At 62.5% G+C, this 16,854-nt stretch carries 14 protein-coding genes; 10 read left to right on the plus strand and 4 right to left on the minus strand.

Features of this window, described 5'->3' with window-relative positions; genetic code table 11:
* Entirely contained in the window at nt 1–594 is a 594-nt protein-coding gene (locus WCY17_RS05610; RefSeq protein WP_372701194.1) for a TetR family transcriptional regulator, read from the plus strand.
* Here the strand turns inward: WCY17_RS05610 and WCY17_RS05615 are convergent.
* Genes WCY17_RS05615 through WCY17_RS05630 form a run of 4 tightly spaced genes read right to left on the minus strand, consistent with a single transcriptional unit; the run spans nt 582 to nt 6,685 of the window.
* The gene (locus tag WCY17_RS05615; RefSeq protein ID WP_372701195.1) at nt 582–2,108 is read right to left on the minus strand and encodes a class I adenylate-forming enzyme family protein; all 1,527 of its coding nucleotides are present in this window, start codon (nt 2,106–2,108) and stop codon (nt 582–584) included. The two genes, WCY17_RS05610 and WCY17_RS05615, sit on opposite strands and share 13 nt — an antisense overlap.
* Nucleotides 2,109–2,120: 12 nt before the next feature.
* Nucleotides 2,121–3,068, minus strand: coding sequence for a hydroxymethylglutaryl-CoA lyase (locus tag WCY17_RS05620; protein ID WP_372701196.1), 948 nt, complete (start codon nt 3,066–3,068; stop codon nt 2,121–2,123).
* A 15-nt stretch (nt 3,069–3,083) separates the two neighbouring features.
* Nucleotides 3,084–5,096 (minus strand): biotin carboxylase N-terminal domain-containing protein, encoded by a 2,013-nt coding sequence (locus tag WCY17_RS05625; RefSeq protein ID WP_372701197.1) that lies wholly within the window; start codon nt 5,094–5,096, stop codon nt 3,084–3,086.
* An 8-nt stretch (nt 5,097–5,104) separates the two neighbouring features.
* Nucleotides 5,105–6,685: an acyl-CoA carboxylase subunit beta gene (locus tag WCY17_RS05630; RefSeq protein WP_372701198.1), complete on the minus strand. Its 1,581-nt coding sequence runs from the start codon at nt 6,683–6,685 to the stop codon at nt 5,105–5,107.
* 106 nt (nt 6,686–6,791) lie between these two features.
* On the opposite strand from WCY17_RS05630, the gene WCY17_RS05635 reads away from it, so the two are divergent.
* Genes WCY17_RS05635 through WCY17_RS05675 form a run of 9 tightly spaced genes read left to right on the plus strand, consistent with a single transcriptional unit; the run spans nt 6,792 to nt 16,809 of the window.
* A complete protein-coding gene (locus WCY17_RS05635; RefSeq protein ID WP_372701199.1) occupies nt 6,792–7,577 on the plus strand; it encodes an enoyl-CoA hydratase/isomerase family protein in 786 nt (261 codons plus the stop codon).
* A 60-nt stretch (nt 7,578–7,637) separates the two neighbouring features.
* Entirely contained in the window at nt 7,638–8,852 is a 1,215-nt protein-coding gene (locus WCY17_RS05640) for an ABC transporter substrate-binding protein (RefSeq protein WP_372701200.1), read from the plus strand.
* Between the two features lie 39 nt (nt 8,853–8,891).
* Complete coding sequence (locus WCY17_RS05645) at nt 8,892–10,013, plus strand: acyl-CoA dehydrogenase family protein (RefSeq protein WP_372701252.1); 1,122 nt, start codon at nt 8,892–8,894, stop codon at nt 10,011–10,013.
* A gap of 30 nt (nt 10,014–10,043) precedes the next feature.
* A complete protein-coding gene (locus WCY17_RS05650) occupies nt 10,044–10,829 on the plus strand; it encodes an ABC transporter ATP-binding protein (protein ID WP_372701201.1) in 786 nt (261 codons plus the stop codon).
* Nucleotides 10,816–12,741 carry a long-chain fatty acid--CoA ligase gene (locus WCY17_RS05655; RefSeq protein ID WP_372701202.1) on the plus strand — a complete coding sequence of 642 codons (1,926 nt, stop codon included), beginning with the start codon at nt 10,816–10,818 and terminating at the stop codon, nt 12,739–12,741. Before WCY17_RS05650 ends, WCY17_RS05655 begins: the two co-directional genes overlap by 14 nt.
* Entirely contained in the window at nt 12,732–13,619 is an 888-nt protein-coding gene (locus WCY17_RS05660) for a branched-chain amino acid ABC transporter permease (protein ID WP_372701203.1), read from the plus strand. Before WCY17_RS05655 ends, WCY17_RS05660 begins: the two co-directional genes overlap by 10 nt.
* Nucleotides 13,620–13,622: 3 nt before the next feature.
* Nucleotides 13,623–14,696: a branched-chain amino acid ABC transporter permease gene (locus WCY17_RS05665; protein ID WP_372701204.1), complete on the plus strand. Its 1,074-nt coding sequence runs from the start codon at nt 13,623–13,625 to the stop codon at nt 14,694–14,696.
* A 7-nt stretch (nt 14,697–14,703) separates the two neighbouring features.
* On the plus strand, nt 14,704–15,513 hold the full coding sequence (locus WCY17_RS05670) for an ABC transporter ATP-binding protein (RefSeq protein WP_372701205.1): 810 nt from the start codon (nt 14,704–14,706) through the stop codon (nt 15,511–15,513).
* A gap of 42 nt (nt 15,514–15,555) precedes the next feature.
* Nucleotides 15,556–16,809, plus strand: coding sequence for an ABC transporter substrate-binding protein (locus WCY17_RS05675; protein ID WP_372701206.1), 1,254 nt, complete (start codon nt 15,556–15,558; stop codon nt 16,807–16,809).
* The last annotated feature ends 45 nt before the right edge of the window (nt 16,810–16,854 follow it).

Here is a 16,854-nt window from a genome sequence, read left to right on the forward strand (position 1 = left end):
ATGGCCAGACCCGTCGGAGTCAGTGGTTCCGATACGCGACAAGCAATCCGCAAGGCAGCAATCCAGCGAATCTATCGCTATGGCTACGAGGCCATGAGCCTGCGGGCGCTGGCGGCCGATGTCGGGCTGCGGGTGGGCTCGCTGCACAACTATATCCCCCAGAAGCAGGAATTCCTCGGCGCGCTGCTCGATGAGATCATGACCGCGCTGCTGCTCGACTTCGACACGCATATGTATGGGATCACGGACACCCGCGAAGCCTTGCTGCAGTTTGTGCGCTTTCACATCGAGTGGCACACGGCGCGCCGGGAAGAAGTATTCATTGGCAACATGGAACTGCGCAGCCTTTCAAAAGAGCAATATGTCCGCGTGACATCGAAGCGGCGCCAATACGAACGCCAGCTGCACGCCATTCTCGTGCGCGGCAAGAAAGAGGGTCTTTGGAAAATCGAAAACCCGGCCATCACCACCAAGGCCATATTGGCGCTGCTCACGGGCGTCTGCAACTGGTACCGCCCCGATGGCGGGGTGACACCGAAGCGCCTGACCTATCTGTATCAGCGCATGGTCGAGCGCATGCTTCAGCCAGACTGACCGGGCTCGTTCAGCTGCTCTTCAAGCAGTTTTTTCTGGACCTTGCCGGTGCTGCTGCGCGGCAGCGCGTCGTTCGATACGATGCGGATGTCCTTCGGGATCTTGTAGCCTGCCAGGTGCTCGCGGCACAGGGCCACCAGGTCTGCGGCCCGGACGTCGGGGTGGCTTACGGCAACCAGCGCGACGGGGACTTCACCCCATTGGTCATCTTTCTTGCGCACCACCACGGCCTCGAGAACCCTGGGGTGCGCCAGCAGCACCCGCTCGATCTCTGCCGGGTAGATATTTTCGCCACCCGACTTGATGAGATATTTGCTGCGATCGACGAATTCGAGCGAGCCGTCGGCCTGGCGCACGAACATGTCACCCATGTTGAACCACCCGCTGGCCAGGTCCGAGGCGTCGATGCGCCCGTCGACCCAGTAACCCGAAAAGAGGCCCGGCCCGCGTACAAGCATGTCGCCCGGCACACCGGGGGCGACATCCTGCCCGTGGCTGTCCACCAGGCGGATCAGACACCACCCCGACTCGCGTTTGGGCAGGGATTCGGGCGCCTGTCCGACGCCTATCAGTGCGGCCGATGCCGGGGCGAGCCCGGTCTCGGTCGACCCAAACGTGTTGACATAGGGCGCTGACAGCAGGCGCGTCAGTTCGGCCAGCTGGTGCCGCGGCACCAGATCGGCCATGGCACCCACCATGCGCAGCTCGCGCGGTGCAGCGCCCGATGCCCGCAGCGTGGCGATCATGGGTTCGATGACGCCCGGCATCAGCAGGAGCCATCCGATGCGTTCACGATTGAGTACCGCGTGGATGTCGGGGGCCGAGAAGCCATCCTGGATGGTGACGTGGCCACCCAGCAGCAGGGTGGCCAGGGCGTGGTCGGTGGCCGCCATGTGGAACAGGGGTGACCACGCGATGAAGCCATCGGCATGGGTCATGCCGTAGTCGGCCGCAAATGCCACGGCGCGCGCGATGCTGGCGCGCTGACTGATGACGGCCCCTTTGGGCAGGCCCGTCGTTCCGCTCGTGTACAGGATGAGCAAGCCGCTTTCGGGGTTGGGTGCTGCCACGCTTTCATGCGTGCAGCCCGTCTCGAATTCAAGTGCGGTATCCAGATCGAGGATCCTGGGCACGCCGTGGTCCAGTGCGGTCAGCGCCTGCCGGTACCGGCCCGACACAATGGCCAGCGCGGGTCGAACGAGACGGATGCAGTGCTGCTGCTCACTGCCGTGCAGGCGCCAGTTCAGGCAGGCCAGCAAGAGGCCCAGACGGGCACAGGCCAGCTGGATCTGAACGTATTCAACGCGATTTTCCGACCAGATCGCAATCCGGTCGCCATGGCGCAGCCCGTACCGATGCAGGCGCTCGGCCCACTGCCGCACACGCTCATCCAGGGCCCTATAGCTGAGGGTATCGGCCTGCTGGCTCAGGGCAGGCGCGTCGGGGTGCATGTGCACCCGCTTGCGGAACAGCCCGATCAGGTCCATTTGCGTGCAAGGGGGCAGCGTACTCATGGCACCGTCCTTTTATCGAAACTTCTCCAGACTGCCGCTGTGCATGATCTTGCCATCGAGCCGGCGGCCCATGATGCGCTCGGCCAGCCGGGCGGCTTCGATCAGGGGCTCGAGCGCCACACCGGTCTCGATACCCAGTTCGTGGCACAGAAAGACCAGGTCTTCAGTACAGATGTTGCCCGCCGCCCCGCCTTGCGCATGTCCGCTGAACGGGCAGCCACCCAGCCCGGCCACTGACGCATCGAACAGGTCGACCTGTTCCTGCAGGGCTGCGTAGGCATTGGCCATCCCGATGCCACGGGTATCGTGCAGGTGCAGCCCGATACGGGCGCTCGGGAAGATCTCGCGTGCCAGACCGACCCGTTCCTTGATGGCATTCGGATTGGCCCAGCCCACGGTGTCGGCGAGATAGACTTCTTCGAGCGTGATGCCGGTTTCATCGCGCAGGGCTGCAATGCCGTCCAGTGCCTTGCGCAACTGCGCCAGTGAAATCTCACCCTCGAAATTGCAGCCGAACGCAGTCATCAGATAGGCCTTGCGCACGTCCAGGTCAAAATCGCGATACAGCTGCACCCATTGGCCCTGGGCGCGGGCATGGGCCTGTGCGGAGCTGTTGTTGTTGCGTTGGCAGAAGGCGTCGGAGGCGTAAAAATACAGGACGCCTTCGAGGTCGACCTCGGGTACCGAGGCCGCACGCCGGAATCCCTTTTCGTTCAGCCACAGAGCGGTATAGCGTACCCCGGGCCGCTTGCGCAGGGTCTGGAACAGTTCGGCCGCATCGGCCATCTGGGGGACTTTGACCGGGTTCACGAACGAGGCCACCTGGATTTGTGCAAGACCTGTTTCGGCCAGCGCCTCGATCAGTTCGGCGCGCTGCTGCAGGCTGTATCCCGGTTTTTCGATCTGGAACCCTTCCCTGGGGCCTTCTTCATGGATTTCAATGCGGTTTGGCAGGCTCATGTCCTGGTCTCCCTGTCAAATGGTGTCTGCGACGCGAAACAATGCCTGGTTGCGTTCGACCTTGGTACCCGGGGTGCAGCCGATCCATTCGATCGTGCCATCGACGGCGGCCTGAATGGGCATTTCCATTTTCATGGACTCGAGCGTCGCCAGGCGCTCACCCGCTGCCACAGACTGGCCGACCTGCACGTGCACGCCGATCAGCGTACCCATGATGGGGGCCGCCACGGTACCGGCCCCCTGCGCGCTGGCTCTGGCGCGTGCCGAATGCAGTGGACTGATATCCAGAGCGAGCGAGCGGTCTGGCGTGTCCGCCCATGCACGGTCGGCGCAGCAGGATGCTTGCATGCGCAGCGTCGTGTCGCCGCAGGAAATCAGGCAATGGCCATCATCGTACATTTCATCCAGATGGACAATGAAAAGTTCATCATCCACGCGCACCGGCCAGCCGCCTGCCAGCGTTGTGGGCCCAAAGCCGACCCGCCATTTGCGGGCGGCTGATGCAACCTGATACCTGTGGGCGATCGATTCCGCTGCCGGCGTGTCCGGCGCGCGCTGCAGGCGCCAGCCGGTCAGCCCATCATCCTGCCAGGCGCCCGTGCCGTCCGCATCCCGCGCCGCCTGACGCATGTGGTGGCGCCATACGGCCATCAGCCCGGCTACGCCCTGTGCGGGGGTGTCCGGGGCCGATCTGGATGCGATCCACTGGTCTATGGTCTCGGTGTGGATGTCGTTGTCCCTGACGGCCTGCAGGTCGAGCAATTCGAGCAGAAAGGCCCGGTTGCTGGTCACGCCCAGGACCGTGGTCGCATACAGCGCATCGCGCAGGCGTTGCAGTGCCTGCCTGCGTGACCCGTCATGGGCGATCAGCTTGGCAATCATCGGGTCATAGTGCGGGCTGATCACGGAGCCCGACGCGATGCCACTGTCGACCCGTACCCCAGGGCCTGCATGAAACACCCGCACGGTCCCGGTGGACGGCATGAAGCCCTGTTCTGCGTCTTCGGCATACAGGCGCACCTGTACCGCATGACCATTGGGCACGGGTACGTCGTCCTGGGTGATCGCCAGCCTGCCGCTGGCCACGGCCCGTATCTGCAGCTCGATGAGATCCAGGCCGAGTATTCCTTCAGTCACGGGGTGTTCGACCTGCAGGCGGGGGTTGACCTCGAGAAATATCGCCGCATCCTGTGTCACTGCAAATTCGACCGTGCCCAGCCCCCGGTATCTGACTTCCCTGCCCAGCGCGACGGCATGGTCCCAGAGCTGTGCGCGGACGGCGTCGACGAGGCTGCAGACGGGCGCCTCTTCCAGGACCTTCTGGTGGCGGCGTTGCAGGGAACACTCGCGATCATACAGGTGTATGACGTTGCCCTCGCCGTCGCCCAGTATCTGTACTTCGATGTGGCGCGGCTGGCTCAGGTAGCGTTCAATGATGACGCGTCCGTCTGCAAAGGACGAGCGGCCTTCCCGAATGGCGGCCTCGATCGCATTCTGGGCGGCGTCCATATGATGGATCACGCGCATGCCCTTGCCGCCGCCGCCCGCCACGGCCTTGACCACGCAGGGCAGGGGGATGTCCTTCATGCTGCGCATGACCTGCGCGACATCGTCGGAAGCGTCCAGCACGCCTGCCGCGATGGGGATGCCCAGGCGCTGGGCCAGGGCCTTGGATGCCGCCTTGTCACCGAACAGTTCGAGCGTCTCCGCGGTCGGGCCGATGAAGGCAATGCCCAGTTCGCCGCATCGGGCAGCCAGCCCCGGATTTTCCGACAGGAAGCCGAAGCCGGGGTGGATGGCATCGGCCCCTGTGGTCCGGGCGGCCTTCAGGATGGCTTCGATGTTCAGGTAGCTGTCGCGAGCGGCGCCATCACCGATCCATATGGATTCGCCGATGTCCTGAACGTGCAGGGCCTGTGCATCATCGGTGGAGTGCACGGTCGCGGCGGCAATGCCCATGCGGCGCAGGGTGCGTGCGATACGGCAGGCCACTTCGCCCCGGTTGGCAATCAGAATTTTCTTGTACATGTTTTTCATTACATCCGAAACACGCCGAACCGGGTCGGCTCAGAGGGTACGCGGGCGGCCAGGTCGAGCAGCAGGGTCAATGTCTGCCTGGTTTCCGCCGGGTCGAGAATCCCGTCGATCCACAGATGCCGGGCAAAGTTGCGCGCGGCCGCAAACGTTTCGTATTGCTCCCGGATCGGCGCCTTGAACGCGTCTTCTTCTTCTGCGCTCCAGTTCTGGCCCTGGGCTTCGATATTGTGCCGCTTGACCATGGCCAGCGTGGTCGCGGCCTGATCCGGCCCCATGATCGCCGAGCGTCCATTTGGCCACATGAACATGGCATTGGGGCGGAATGCCCGGCCGCACATGGCCAGGTACCCGGCGCCGTAGGAGCCGCCCGTGATGAGGGTGAATTTGGGTACGCGCGCTGAACTCATCGCGGTAATGAAGCGCGCCCCGGCTTTTGCGATCCCGCCTTCTTCGGCATTGCGTCCGACCATGAAGCCGGCCACGTCCGCCAGAAACAAAAGTGGAATGTCCCGTTTGCAGCACAGGTCGATGAAGTGCGTTGCCTTGACCGCGCTTTCCGTGAACAGCACGCCCGCATTGGCCAGGACGCCAACCCGCCAGCCGCCGATACGGGCGAATCCAGTGATCAGTGTGTCGCCGAATTCGCTCTTGAATTCGGTCATTTCGCCGCCATCCAGCAGGCATCGGAGGACTTCGCGCGTCGGGGTGGGTATCTTGGTGTTCGGGCTGATCAGCCGGTAGATGTCCGTGGCGGGCCGCGCGGGCGGCCGGACCGCGGCGCGGTCGCGCAACGGCGCAGCCATGGGCGGCAGTTCGTGCACCAGTTGCCGGGCGATGGCAATGGCGTGGCCATCGTCTTCCGCAAGGTGGTCGGTGACGCCACTCAGGCGGCTGTGCATCTCCGCCCCGCCCAGAAGTTCCGCGTCGACGACCTCGCCCGTGGCGGCCTGCACCAGCTGGGGGCCACCCAGATACATGAACCCCTTGCCGCGCACGATCACGATTTCGTCACACAGTGCCGGAATGTAGGCGCCGCCAGCCGTACAGGCGCCCAGCACCACGGCAATTTGCGCGATGCCCTGCGAGGACATCTCGACCTGATAGCGAAAAATGGCACCGAAGAGGCCATCGTCCGGGAAAATGTTGGCCTGGTCGGGCAGGAATGCGCCGCCACTGTCGACCAGGGTGATGCATGGCAGGCGATGCTGCAAGGCAAATTGCTGCGCCCGTACATGCTTCCTGCAGGTCATGCCGAAGTATGTGCCGCCCTTGACGGTGGGGTCGTTGGCGATGATCATGCAGGCTCGGTCCTGCACCAGCCCGACACCCGTGACCAGGCCGGCGCCGGGCCCCACGCCCTTGTACATGCCTTCGCCCGCGAGTTCACCCAATTCGAGAAATGGAGAGCCCTCATCCAGCAGCAATTCGATGCGATCACGCACCAGAATGCGCTCGCGCTTCAGGTGCTTCTTGCGCGCCGTCTCATTGCCGCCCAGCCAGGCTGCATGCCGGGCCTCGAAAAGCCCATCGAGCAGATGGCGGTAAGCGCGTTCATTGACTTCGTGTTCTTCGGCTTGCATAATTCTTCCTGATGAATGCGTACGGTCGACCGTCCGTTTAAAATGATAACATACGGTCGACCGTACGGTTATGCTACCATTTCTCAAAAGTCAAATGAACCTCGACATGACTGACAGCGTACTGATTTCATATCCCGTGGACGGGGTGGGGGTGCTCACCCTTTCCCGTGTCCACAAGCACAATGCCATCGATCCGGCGACCAGCGAACAGATGGCCAGGAGCCTGGCGCTGCTGGAGAGCGACGACCAGATTCGCTGCATCATCCTGACCGGTGCCGGCGACAAGGCATTTTGTGCGGGTGCGGATATCGTTGAACTGCTCCCCGAACTGCGCAGCAGCGTGGCGCAAGGCCGCCATGATCCGCAATTCTGTGGCCTGACACACCGCTGCGTGACCACCAAGCCATTGCTGGCGGCTGTCAATGGTGTCGCACTGGGTGGTGGGCTCGAACTGGCGCTGGCCTGCGACTTGCGCATTGCTTCGACTCGTGCGCGGTTCGGCCTGCCGGAAATCACGGTGGGCGTGCTGGCCGGTGGCGGAGGGTGCACGCGTCTGCCGCGCACCATCCCCTCGGCCCTTGCGGCAGAGATGATACTGACGGGGCGCAGCATCGATGCCGAACGGGCCTTGCAGGTCGGGCTGATCAGCGAGATCACCGCGCCCGAGGCTTTGCTTGGGCGCGCCCTGGAGATCGCCCAACTCATCGCTGCCCGGGCGCCCAGGGCCGTGCGCGCCTGCACGCGCCTTCTGCGCCATGCGCGCTACACCGAACTGGCTGGCGCCCTGGCCCTGGAAAGCCAGGAGTTCCAGGGGCTCTTGAAGACGCAGGATGCCGATGAAGGCATGCGGGCGTTTGCCGAAAAGCGTGCGCCCGTCTATGCAGATCATTGAGTTGAATGAGCCAATCGGGCGGAACAGCCCATGATGAATGATTCAGACAGGAGACTACCCATGAAACATACTTTGCTTGCATCGCTGCTCGGCGCAGCGGGCCTGTTGGCCACGGCGTCGGCCGGTGCCGCGTTATCCGACAATGTCGTCAGGATTGGCGTGATGAACGACATGTCGGGGCCTTATGTCGAAATCGCCGGCCCGGGATCGGTTCTGGCAGCGGAGATGGCCGTGGCGGATTATCTCGCCGCCACAGGGTCCGACCTGAAGGTCGAGGTCATTTCCGCAGACCACCAGAACAAGCCCGATGTGGGTGCCAGCATCGCACGCAAATGGTTCGACCTCGACGGCGTGGACATGATCATCGATGTGCCCGTGTCTTCTGTCGCGCTGGCCATCAACCAATTGGCCCGGGAAAAGAACAAGACCTACATCAATACCGGTGCAGGCTCGCCGAATCTCACCGGCAAGGACTGCTCGCCCAACACCGTGCACTGGTTGTTCGATACCTGGATGCTGGCCAACAGCACGGGGCGCGCCATCGTGGATACCGGGGGCGACAGCTGGTTCTTCCTGACGGCGGATTATGCCTTTGGCCATGCGCTCGAAAAAGACACCGGAGAGGTCGTGAAGAATGCCGGTGGGTCCGTGCTGGGCAGTGTGCGTATTCCCATGAATACGCAGGATTTCTCCTCGTTCCTGATCCAGGCGCAGGCATCGGGCGCCAAGATCATCGGCCTGGCCAACGCCGGGTCCGATACCACCAACTCGATCAAGCAGGCCGCCGAATTCGGCATCGTCAAAGGTGGGCAGAAACTGGCCGGGCTGCTGGTCTTCCTGCCCGATGTGCATGGCCTGGGCGTGGAAAAAGCCCAGGGGCTGAACATCACCGAGCCCTTTTACTGGGACCTGAACGATGGCACGCGTGCCTGGAGCCAGCGGTTCGCGGCGCAGAATGGCGGGACTTACCCGTCGTCGGATCATGCGGGTGTCTATGCGGGCGTGTTGCACTATCTCAAGGCGGTGGATGCCGCCGGGACCGATGATGGCGCGGCCGTGGTGGCCAAGATGAAAGAATTGCCGACCGACGATCCTTTGTTCGGCAAGGGAGAAATCCGTGCGGATGGCCGCAAGATCCATCCCGTGTATCTGTTCGAGGTCAAGAGCCCCGAAGAATCCAGCGGGCCTTATGACTATTACACGCTGAAGAAGACCATCCCGGCCGAAGAGGCCTTCCGCCCTCTGGATCAGGGTGGTTGTTCCCTGGTGGATTGAAAGGAGTATCCAGTGCGCACGTCCGGCAAGATCGACATCATGGAGTTGCGTCAGGCGGTCAGGGATTTTGCCGTGGCCGAGATCGCGCCACTGGCGCGTCGGGTCGACCAGGAAAACTGGTTTCTCCGGCATCTCTGGCCTCAATTGGGGGCGCTGGGGGTTCTGGGGCCGACCGTACCCGAGGAGTTCGGCGGGGCGGGGCTGGGCTACCGTGAACACGCGGTGATTTCGGAAGAGATTTCCAGGGTATCGGGTTCGGTGGGCATCTCTTATGTGGCCCATTCGAACCTGTGCGTGAACCAGATCCAGCTGCACGGCACCGAGACCCAGAAGCAGAAATACCTGCCAGCGCTGCTCAGTGGTGAAGCGCTGGGCGCATTGGCCATGAGTGAGGCCGATGCGGGTTCGGATGTGGTGTCCATGCGCCTGAAAGCCGAGCGCGATGGCGACGACTTCGTTCTCACGGGCGCCAAGATGTGGACCACCAATGGCTGGCATGCCGACACGTTCGTGGTCTATGCAAAAACCGAACCCGATGCCGGCAAGAACGGCATCACGGCATTCATCGTCGAGCGCGGCTTTCCGGGGTTCGACACCCGCCAGCATCTGGACAAGCTGGGCATGCGCGGCTCGGGCACATGCGAACTGGTGTTCGATCGCTGTCGCGTGCCGGCAGCCAATGTGCTGGGGGCGCTCAACGGCGGGGTCCGGGTGCTCATGCGCGGGCTCGATCATGAGCGCCTGATCGCCTCTTCGGCCTGCATCGGGCTGATGCAGGCCGCACTGGACATTACCTTGCCTTATGTGATCGAGCGTCGGCAGTTCGGCCAGCGCATCGGTGAATTCCAGCTGATCCAGGCCAGGCTGGCCGATATGTATACCCGCCTGGGCGCCAGCCGCTCGTATCTCGAAGTGATGGCCGAGCGGGCCGACCGGGGCGAGGCACTGCGCAAGGAATCCGCCAGTGTGATCCTCTTTGCCGCGGAAGCGGCGACGCGCTCGGCGCTGGATGCGATCCAGTGCCTGGGCGGCAACGGCTACACGACCGAGTACGATGCAGGACGGCTCCTGCGCGATGCCAAACTGTACGAGATCGGGGCGGGTACGTCGGAAATCCGTCGGATGCTCATCGGGCGCGAACTGGTCCGTGATCAGCTCTGATGCACTCATGAGAACGCAGGGGTCATGCACATGACAGGCAACACGCATATTCTCGAATGCCGCGGCGTCGAGCGGCGCTTTGGAGGCCTGGTTGCCGTCAGCGGGGTCGATCTGCAGATCGATCGGGGTGAGATCTTTGGCCTGATCGGCCCCAATGGCAGCGGCAAGACCACCATGACCAATGCCATCACGGGCTTCTATCCGCCGCAGAAAGGGCATATCTTCCTCAGGGGTGAGGACATCACGGGTTTTGCGCCCTATCAGGTGGCCCGGCGTGGCGTGGCCCGTACCTTCCAGAATCTGGCCCTGTTCAACGGCATGACCGTACTGGAGAACATCCTGCTGGGGCGCCATGTTCACATGCGCCCCGGCGTCCTGCGCACCTTTCTGTATCCATGGCTGGCCAGGCCCGAAGAGGTCCGCAACCGCGCGCTGGTTGAAGACATCATCGATTTCATGCAGTTGCAGAGCGTACGCCATACGCCAGTGGAGTCTCTGCCCCTGGGGCTGAAAAAACGCGTGGAACTGGCCCGGGCCCTGGCGGCAGAGCCTTCCTTCCTGATCCTGGACGAGCCCATGGCCGGAATGAACCAGGAAGAAAAAGAGTACATGGCACGGTTCATTCTGGATGCGCGCGATGAACAGGGCGTGACGGTGCTCATCATCGAGCATCACATGGACATCATCACCGGCATCTGCGACCGGATCCTGGTGCTGAGCTATGGGGAAGTGATCAGCTCGGGCATGCCGCGCGATGTGATGTCCGACCCACGCGTCGTTCAGGCGTACCTCGGAGGTGCCCATGCAGCGGCCTGAATTCGAATGGCAGGCGGATGGTACGAGCCTGATCCGCCTGCTTGCGGCCAATGCGGGCTCGCACCCCGAAGACATCGCGTTTCGAGAGAAAGACAGGGGCATCTGGCACCAGACTTCCTGGCGCGCTGCCTTCGATACCGTACTGCAGTGTGCGGCCGGGCTGCACGAGGCCGGCCTGCAGGCCGACGAGCCCGTGCTGGTACTGGGCGACAACCGTCCGAACCTGTACATGGGCATGGTGGCGGTCGGGGCCCTGAGGGCTCTGGCCATGCCACTGTATCCGAACGCATCGGTCGACGAGATCATGCTCATCCATGAGGGCGCGCCGTTTCGTTTCGTGTTTGCCGAAGATCAGGAGCAGGTCGACAAGGCGCTCGAACTGCGTGAACGGGGTGCACGGATCGATCACATCATCTACGACAATCCCCGAGGGCTGTCGGGCTATACGCCCCCCGGGCTGCTGCCCTGGAGCACCCTGCTGGCCGGCGGGAAGCACCGCCTGGCGGCTGATGGGGCATTGAAGCAGGCTTTGCTGCAGGGTTCCGGGGCACAGGATGCAGCGGTTTTCATTCATTCATCGGGCACGACCGGCAGGCCCAAGGGGCTCATCCTGTCGCATCGCAATGTCCTGTCAGCCGTGCGCAGCGCCTATCGGGGCGGGGCATTCGAGTTCAATGAATCCGTACTGGCCTACCTGCCGATGGCCTGGGTGGGTGATTTCGTGCTCACGCTGTGCGCCGGGCTGGCCCTGCGCTTCACCATCAATGTGCCCGAAGATGCCGATACGGTGCTTCAGGACCTGCGCGAAATTGCCCCCAGCTTCTATCTGGCGGCGCCGCGCAGCTGGGATGGCATGCTGACCGGCATTCAGGTCCGCATGGAGGATTCCACCTGGCTGAAGCGACGGCTCTACCGGTATTTCATGGATTCAGCCATTGCCGCCGAGCACAGGAAGCTGGCGGGACAGGCGCCGTCCCTGCTCGACAGGGTCCGGCGCCAGGTCGGCGAATGGCTGGTGATGGGGCCGATCAAGGATCAGCTTGGCATGACGCGGCTGCGCAATGCCTTCACGGGTGGCGAGGCGATCGGCGAAGACACTTTTGTCTTTTATCGCGCGCTGGGTATCAATTTGCGGCAACTCTATGGCCAGACTGAAAGCAGTGCGCTGGTGGCCATGCAGGCGGTCGACGAGGTACGGCTGCACACGGTAGGCCGGCCCTTGCCCGGGATTGCGGTGCAGATCGACGATCACGGCGAGATCCTGCTGCAGGCCGACAGCATATTCTCGGCCTACCACGACAACCCTGAGGCCACCCGGGAAACGCTCGAGCACGGCTGGCTGCATACCGGAGATGCGGGCTACGTCGAGCCTGATGGCCACCTGGTGGTGCTGGGCCGGATCTCCGAAGTGGTGCACACGGCGCAGGGTGAGCGGTATATCCCGAACTATATCGAGAATCAGCTGAAATTCAGCCCATACATCAAGGATGTGGCGGTGCTGGGCCGTGACCGGCCGGCACTCGCGGCGCTCGTGTGCATCGATCTCGAGACCGTAGGGCATTGGGCCGAGATCCATGGGATTGCCTACATCTCCTATGCCGATCTGTCGCAGAAGCCTCCGGTGATCGAATTGATCAAGTCGGCCGTGCAGCGGGTCAATGCAAAACTGCCCGAGGCGCTTCGGGTGCGCCGCATCGTCAACCTGCCCAAGGAATTCGACGCCGACGACGGTGAAGTCACGCGCAACCGGAAGCTGCGCCGCAACGTGGTCGAAGAACGTTACGCCGCAGTGATCGATGCCATCTATGATGCCCGGCCGCAGATCGATATCCGCATCCCGGTCGTCTATGAGACGGGTGAAACCGGATTCATCGAGCGTTCGCTGCTCATCGAGGATATTCCATGGATCTGATCTATTATCTCGAGCTGGCCGTCAACGGCGCCATGGGCGGCCTGATGTATTCTCTGGTGGCCATGGGGATCGTGCTCATCTACAAGTCCTCGTCGGTGCCCAACCTTGCGCAGGGTGCCCTGACCATGGTGGCGGCCTACATGGTGCTTGCCTTTGCCGATGCCCTGGGCATTGCCCCACTCGTGGCCATGCCTTTGGCCGCGGCCACCATGTTCCTGTGCGGCATGCTGATCGAGAAGGTGGCATTGCGTCGGCTGGCGGGCTGGCCCATCGTGATGGTGCTCATGATGACCCTGGGCCTGGATATCTTCATGCGCGCGGTCACCCTGACCTTCTGGGGCGGCAGTGCCCGGACCCTGGATCTCGGCATCCCCGATACGCCGCTGTTCATCGGCCCCTTGCTGATCAACCGGGCCTACGTGGTCGGGGCCATCGTGGCCCTGGTTTTCTTCGTCATCTTTCGTCTGTTCTTTCGCACCCGGCGCGGCATTCTGCTGCGTGCGATTGCCGATGACTACGTGGCGTCCTGGTCGGTGGGCATTTCGGTCGAGCACGGCGTTGCGCTGTCCTGGGCCCTTTCTGCCGTGACGGCCACGGCAGCGGGTGCCTTGTGGGGTTCGGTGCAGACCGTGGATCAGGGCCTGTCCCTGCTCCTGCTCAAGGGTCTGACGGTTGCCGTGCTCGGTGGGCTCGATTCGATCGGCGGTGCCATTCTGGCCGGCCTGCTGCTCGGCATTCTGGAAAACATCATGGCTGGATACCTGGACCCATTGCTGGGCGGTGGTACGCGCGAACTGGTGGTCGCACTCGTACTGATCCTGACCATCATGATCCGGCCCTTCGGCCTGTTCGGCAAGCACGATATCGAGAGGATCTAGAAGATGTTCTACCGTCAGGCTGGTGTTTTCCACACCGACTACGCATCCGATTCGTCGCTGTTTCCCATACGCTTCGAGCGCCGGGTCATGCTGATCCTCCTGCTGCTGGCCCTGGCCGCACCGTATCTACTGGATTCGCTGGTGCTGGTCAGTTATGTCCAGCCCTGGCTGATCTGGACCTCCGCGGTGCTGGGCCTGAATCTGATCCTGGGCTGGGCGGGGCAGTTCCATTTCGGCTACGCGGCGATCATGGGCATTGGGGCCTATGCGAGCGTGCACGCCACCCGCCACGGCGTGCCCTGGGAACTGGCCGTGCTGCTGGGGGGCATGGCCGCCAGCGTCATCGGGATGGTGTTTGCGTTTGCGGCGCTGCGCGTCAAGGGGCTGTATCTGGCCTTGTCCACCCTGGCCATGCAATTCGTGATGGACTGGGTGATCTCGCATGTCCCGGCTGTCAGCGGGGGCGTGTCCGCCACCCTGCAGGCACCACCGCCCAGTTTGCTGGGGCTGGTCATCACATCGGAGGCCGGGGTGTACTACATCGTCCTGGCCTGGGTCGTTCTGGTGACGCTGTTCATGCTGAACCTGCGCCGCAGCGCTTTGGGCCGCGCATTCATCGCCGTGCGTGAAAAAGACTTTGCCGCGGCGGTGATCGGGGTGCAGAGCTTCTATTACAAATTGGTGGCCTTTGCCGTTTCGGCCTTCATCGGCGGGATCAGTGGCGCCATCCTGGTGTTTTGTTTCTACAGGGCCGTCACGGCCGAGCAGTTTTCCATCGAGGTCTCGATCCAGCTTCTGGCCATGACCATCATCGGCGGGCTGGGGAGCATCATCGGCAGTTTCTTCGGTGCGGCATTCATTCTGCTGCTGCCGGGCCAGATCAACAATCTGGTCACCTCGCTGGCGCAGTCCATGAGCCTGCCGCTGGGGCCAGAGACGCTGGCTCATATTCCCCACGTGGTGTATGGCGCGGCCATCATCCTGGTGCTGCTGGTCGAGCCCATGGGCCTGGGGAAGATATACCGGAACATACGCGACTACCTGATGGTCTGGCCGTATGGCTATCTGCGCAAATGAGTGTGGCATGAGCGAAATCATCGAACCCATCCTGGACGTGGAAAATATCGAGGTCATCTACGATCGCATCGCGCTGGCCATCAAGGGGGTATCGCTCCAGGTCCCGAACGGCGGCATGGTCGCTTTGCTGGGTGCCAACGGGGCGGGCAAGAGCACTGCGCTGAAAGCCATCAGCGGGCTGCTCAAGCCCGAACGGGGTGAAGTCACGCGCGGTACCCTGCAGTTCGATGGCCAGGACATCTCGACGCTGTCACCGCAGCAGAGGGTCCGCCTGGGCATCGTGCAGGTGCTTGAAGGCCGGCGCGTCTTCGAGCACCTGAGCGCGGACGAGAACCTGATTGCCGCCTCTGCCGTCGCCCGGACCAGCCGCAGCGATACCGCCCGCAACCGCGATATGGTCTATGGCTATTTTCCCCGCCTGCACCAGAGGCGCACGGCGCTGGCGGGGCTGCTGTCGGGAGGCGAGCAGCAGATGCTGGCGATCGGGCGCGCACTGATGACCAATCCCAGGCTGTTGATGCTCGATGAGCCCAGCCTGGGGCTCGCGCCCCTGCTGGTTGCCGAAATCTTCGGCATCGTGCAGGACATCAACGCCCGGGAGGGGCTTTCGGTGCTGCTGGTCGAGCAGAACGCGATTGCGGCGCTCGAGGTCGTGTCGCACGGCTACCTGATCGAGAACGGCCGTATCGTCATGCACGACAGTGCACAGGCCATGAAAAACAATCCTGATATTCAGGAATTCTATCTTGGAGGATCGGACAACAAGGATTTCGGGGCAATCAAGCATTATCGCCGGCGCAAGCGCTGGCTCAATTGAAGAACATTGGCGACATATATCTTGTCATACAGGAGACATGGAATGAAAATGACCAGAGTACACACGATGATTGCAGCGTCCGTTCTGGCGTGTGTGTCCGGCGGCGTTCAGGCGCAGACGGGCGACACGATCAAATTCGGCCTCTGCTATGATCTCAGCAAGGCCTATACCTTTGCCGTGCCGCAAATGGCCCAGGCAGCGAAAGACTACGCCACGCTGCTGAACCAGGAAGGGGGCATCGAGGGCAAGAAGATCGAGATCATCGTACAGGACACCGGCAACGAGCCCCAGCGTGGCATCGAGTGCTATGAAAAGCTCAAGCGCGACGGCGTGATGATATTCGACTACATGTCCACGCCCGTGTCGCGGGCGGTGCTGCCCAGGCACATGGAAGACGGCAACATCATGCTGCAATCATTCGTGGGCCGTGGCGATGCGGTCAACGGCGAGGTATTCAAGTGGATATTTCCGGTGGGTCCCACATACTGGGGCCAGGTGGCCAATGATATCCAGTACATCAAGACCCTCAAGGATGGCGACCTGAAAGGGGTCAAGATTGCGTTCATCTATCCGGATTACGCCTTTGGCCAGGAGCCCATTCCGGTTCTGAAGACGCTGGCCGAAAAAGAGGGTTTCGACCTGCAATTGTTCCCGAATCCCTTGCCCGGGCGCGATCAGGCTTCGGTCTGGACGCAGATCCGGCGTTTCAACCCGGATTACGTGATTTCCTGGAACCTGTCGGCCATGCACGTCGTGGCGGCCCGTGAAATGAAGCGCAACGGGATTCCGATGGACAAGCTGATCACGGTCAACTGGCTCAATGAGGTCGATATCAACAATATCGGCGCTGAAGAAGCCAAGGGCCTGCGCCGCGGCACCAACGTCGTGGGCGGTCGGGATCACCCGATGATGCAGCGCATCCAGAAAGAGGTCTACGATGCGGGCAAGGGCAATGGCGATCCGAAGACGCTGGATGACATCTACTACAACAATGGCTTGTCGACCTATGCCGTGGCCTTCGAAGGTGTACGCCAGGCCATTCTCAACGAAGGCTGGCCGCTGACGCCCGAGAAGATCAAGCTCGGATTGGAAAGCCTGAAGGATTTCGATGCGAACGGCTTCATTGCACCGGTGACCGTGACCGCCAAGGATCACGGCGGTGGCGGCAAGACGCGCGTCGATATGTGGGATGGCAGCAAGTGGGTGCCGCAGTCCGACTGGTTTGCGGCCTATACCGACGTGGTCGATGAACTGGTTCAGGAGCAGTCGGCCGAATTTGCCAGATCCGGCAAGTAAACGTACGCGTGGCCGGGCAGGCCTGTCCGGCCACAGGGTTCAGGA

Source organism: Castellaniella sp., from assembly GCF_041677825.1.
Lineage (GTDB): Bacteria > Pseudomonadota > Gammaproteobacteria > Burkholderiales > Burkholderiaceae_B > Castellaniella.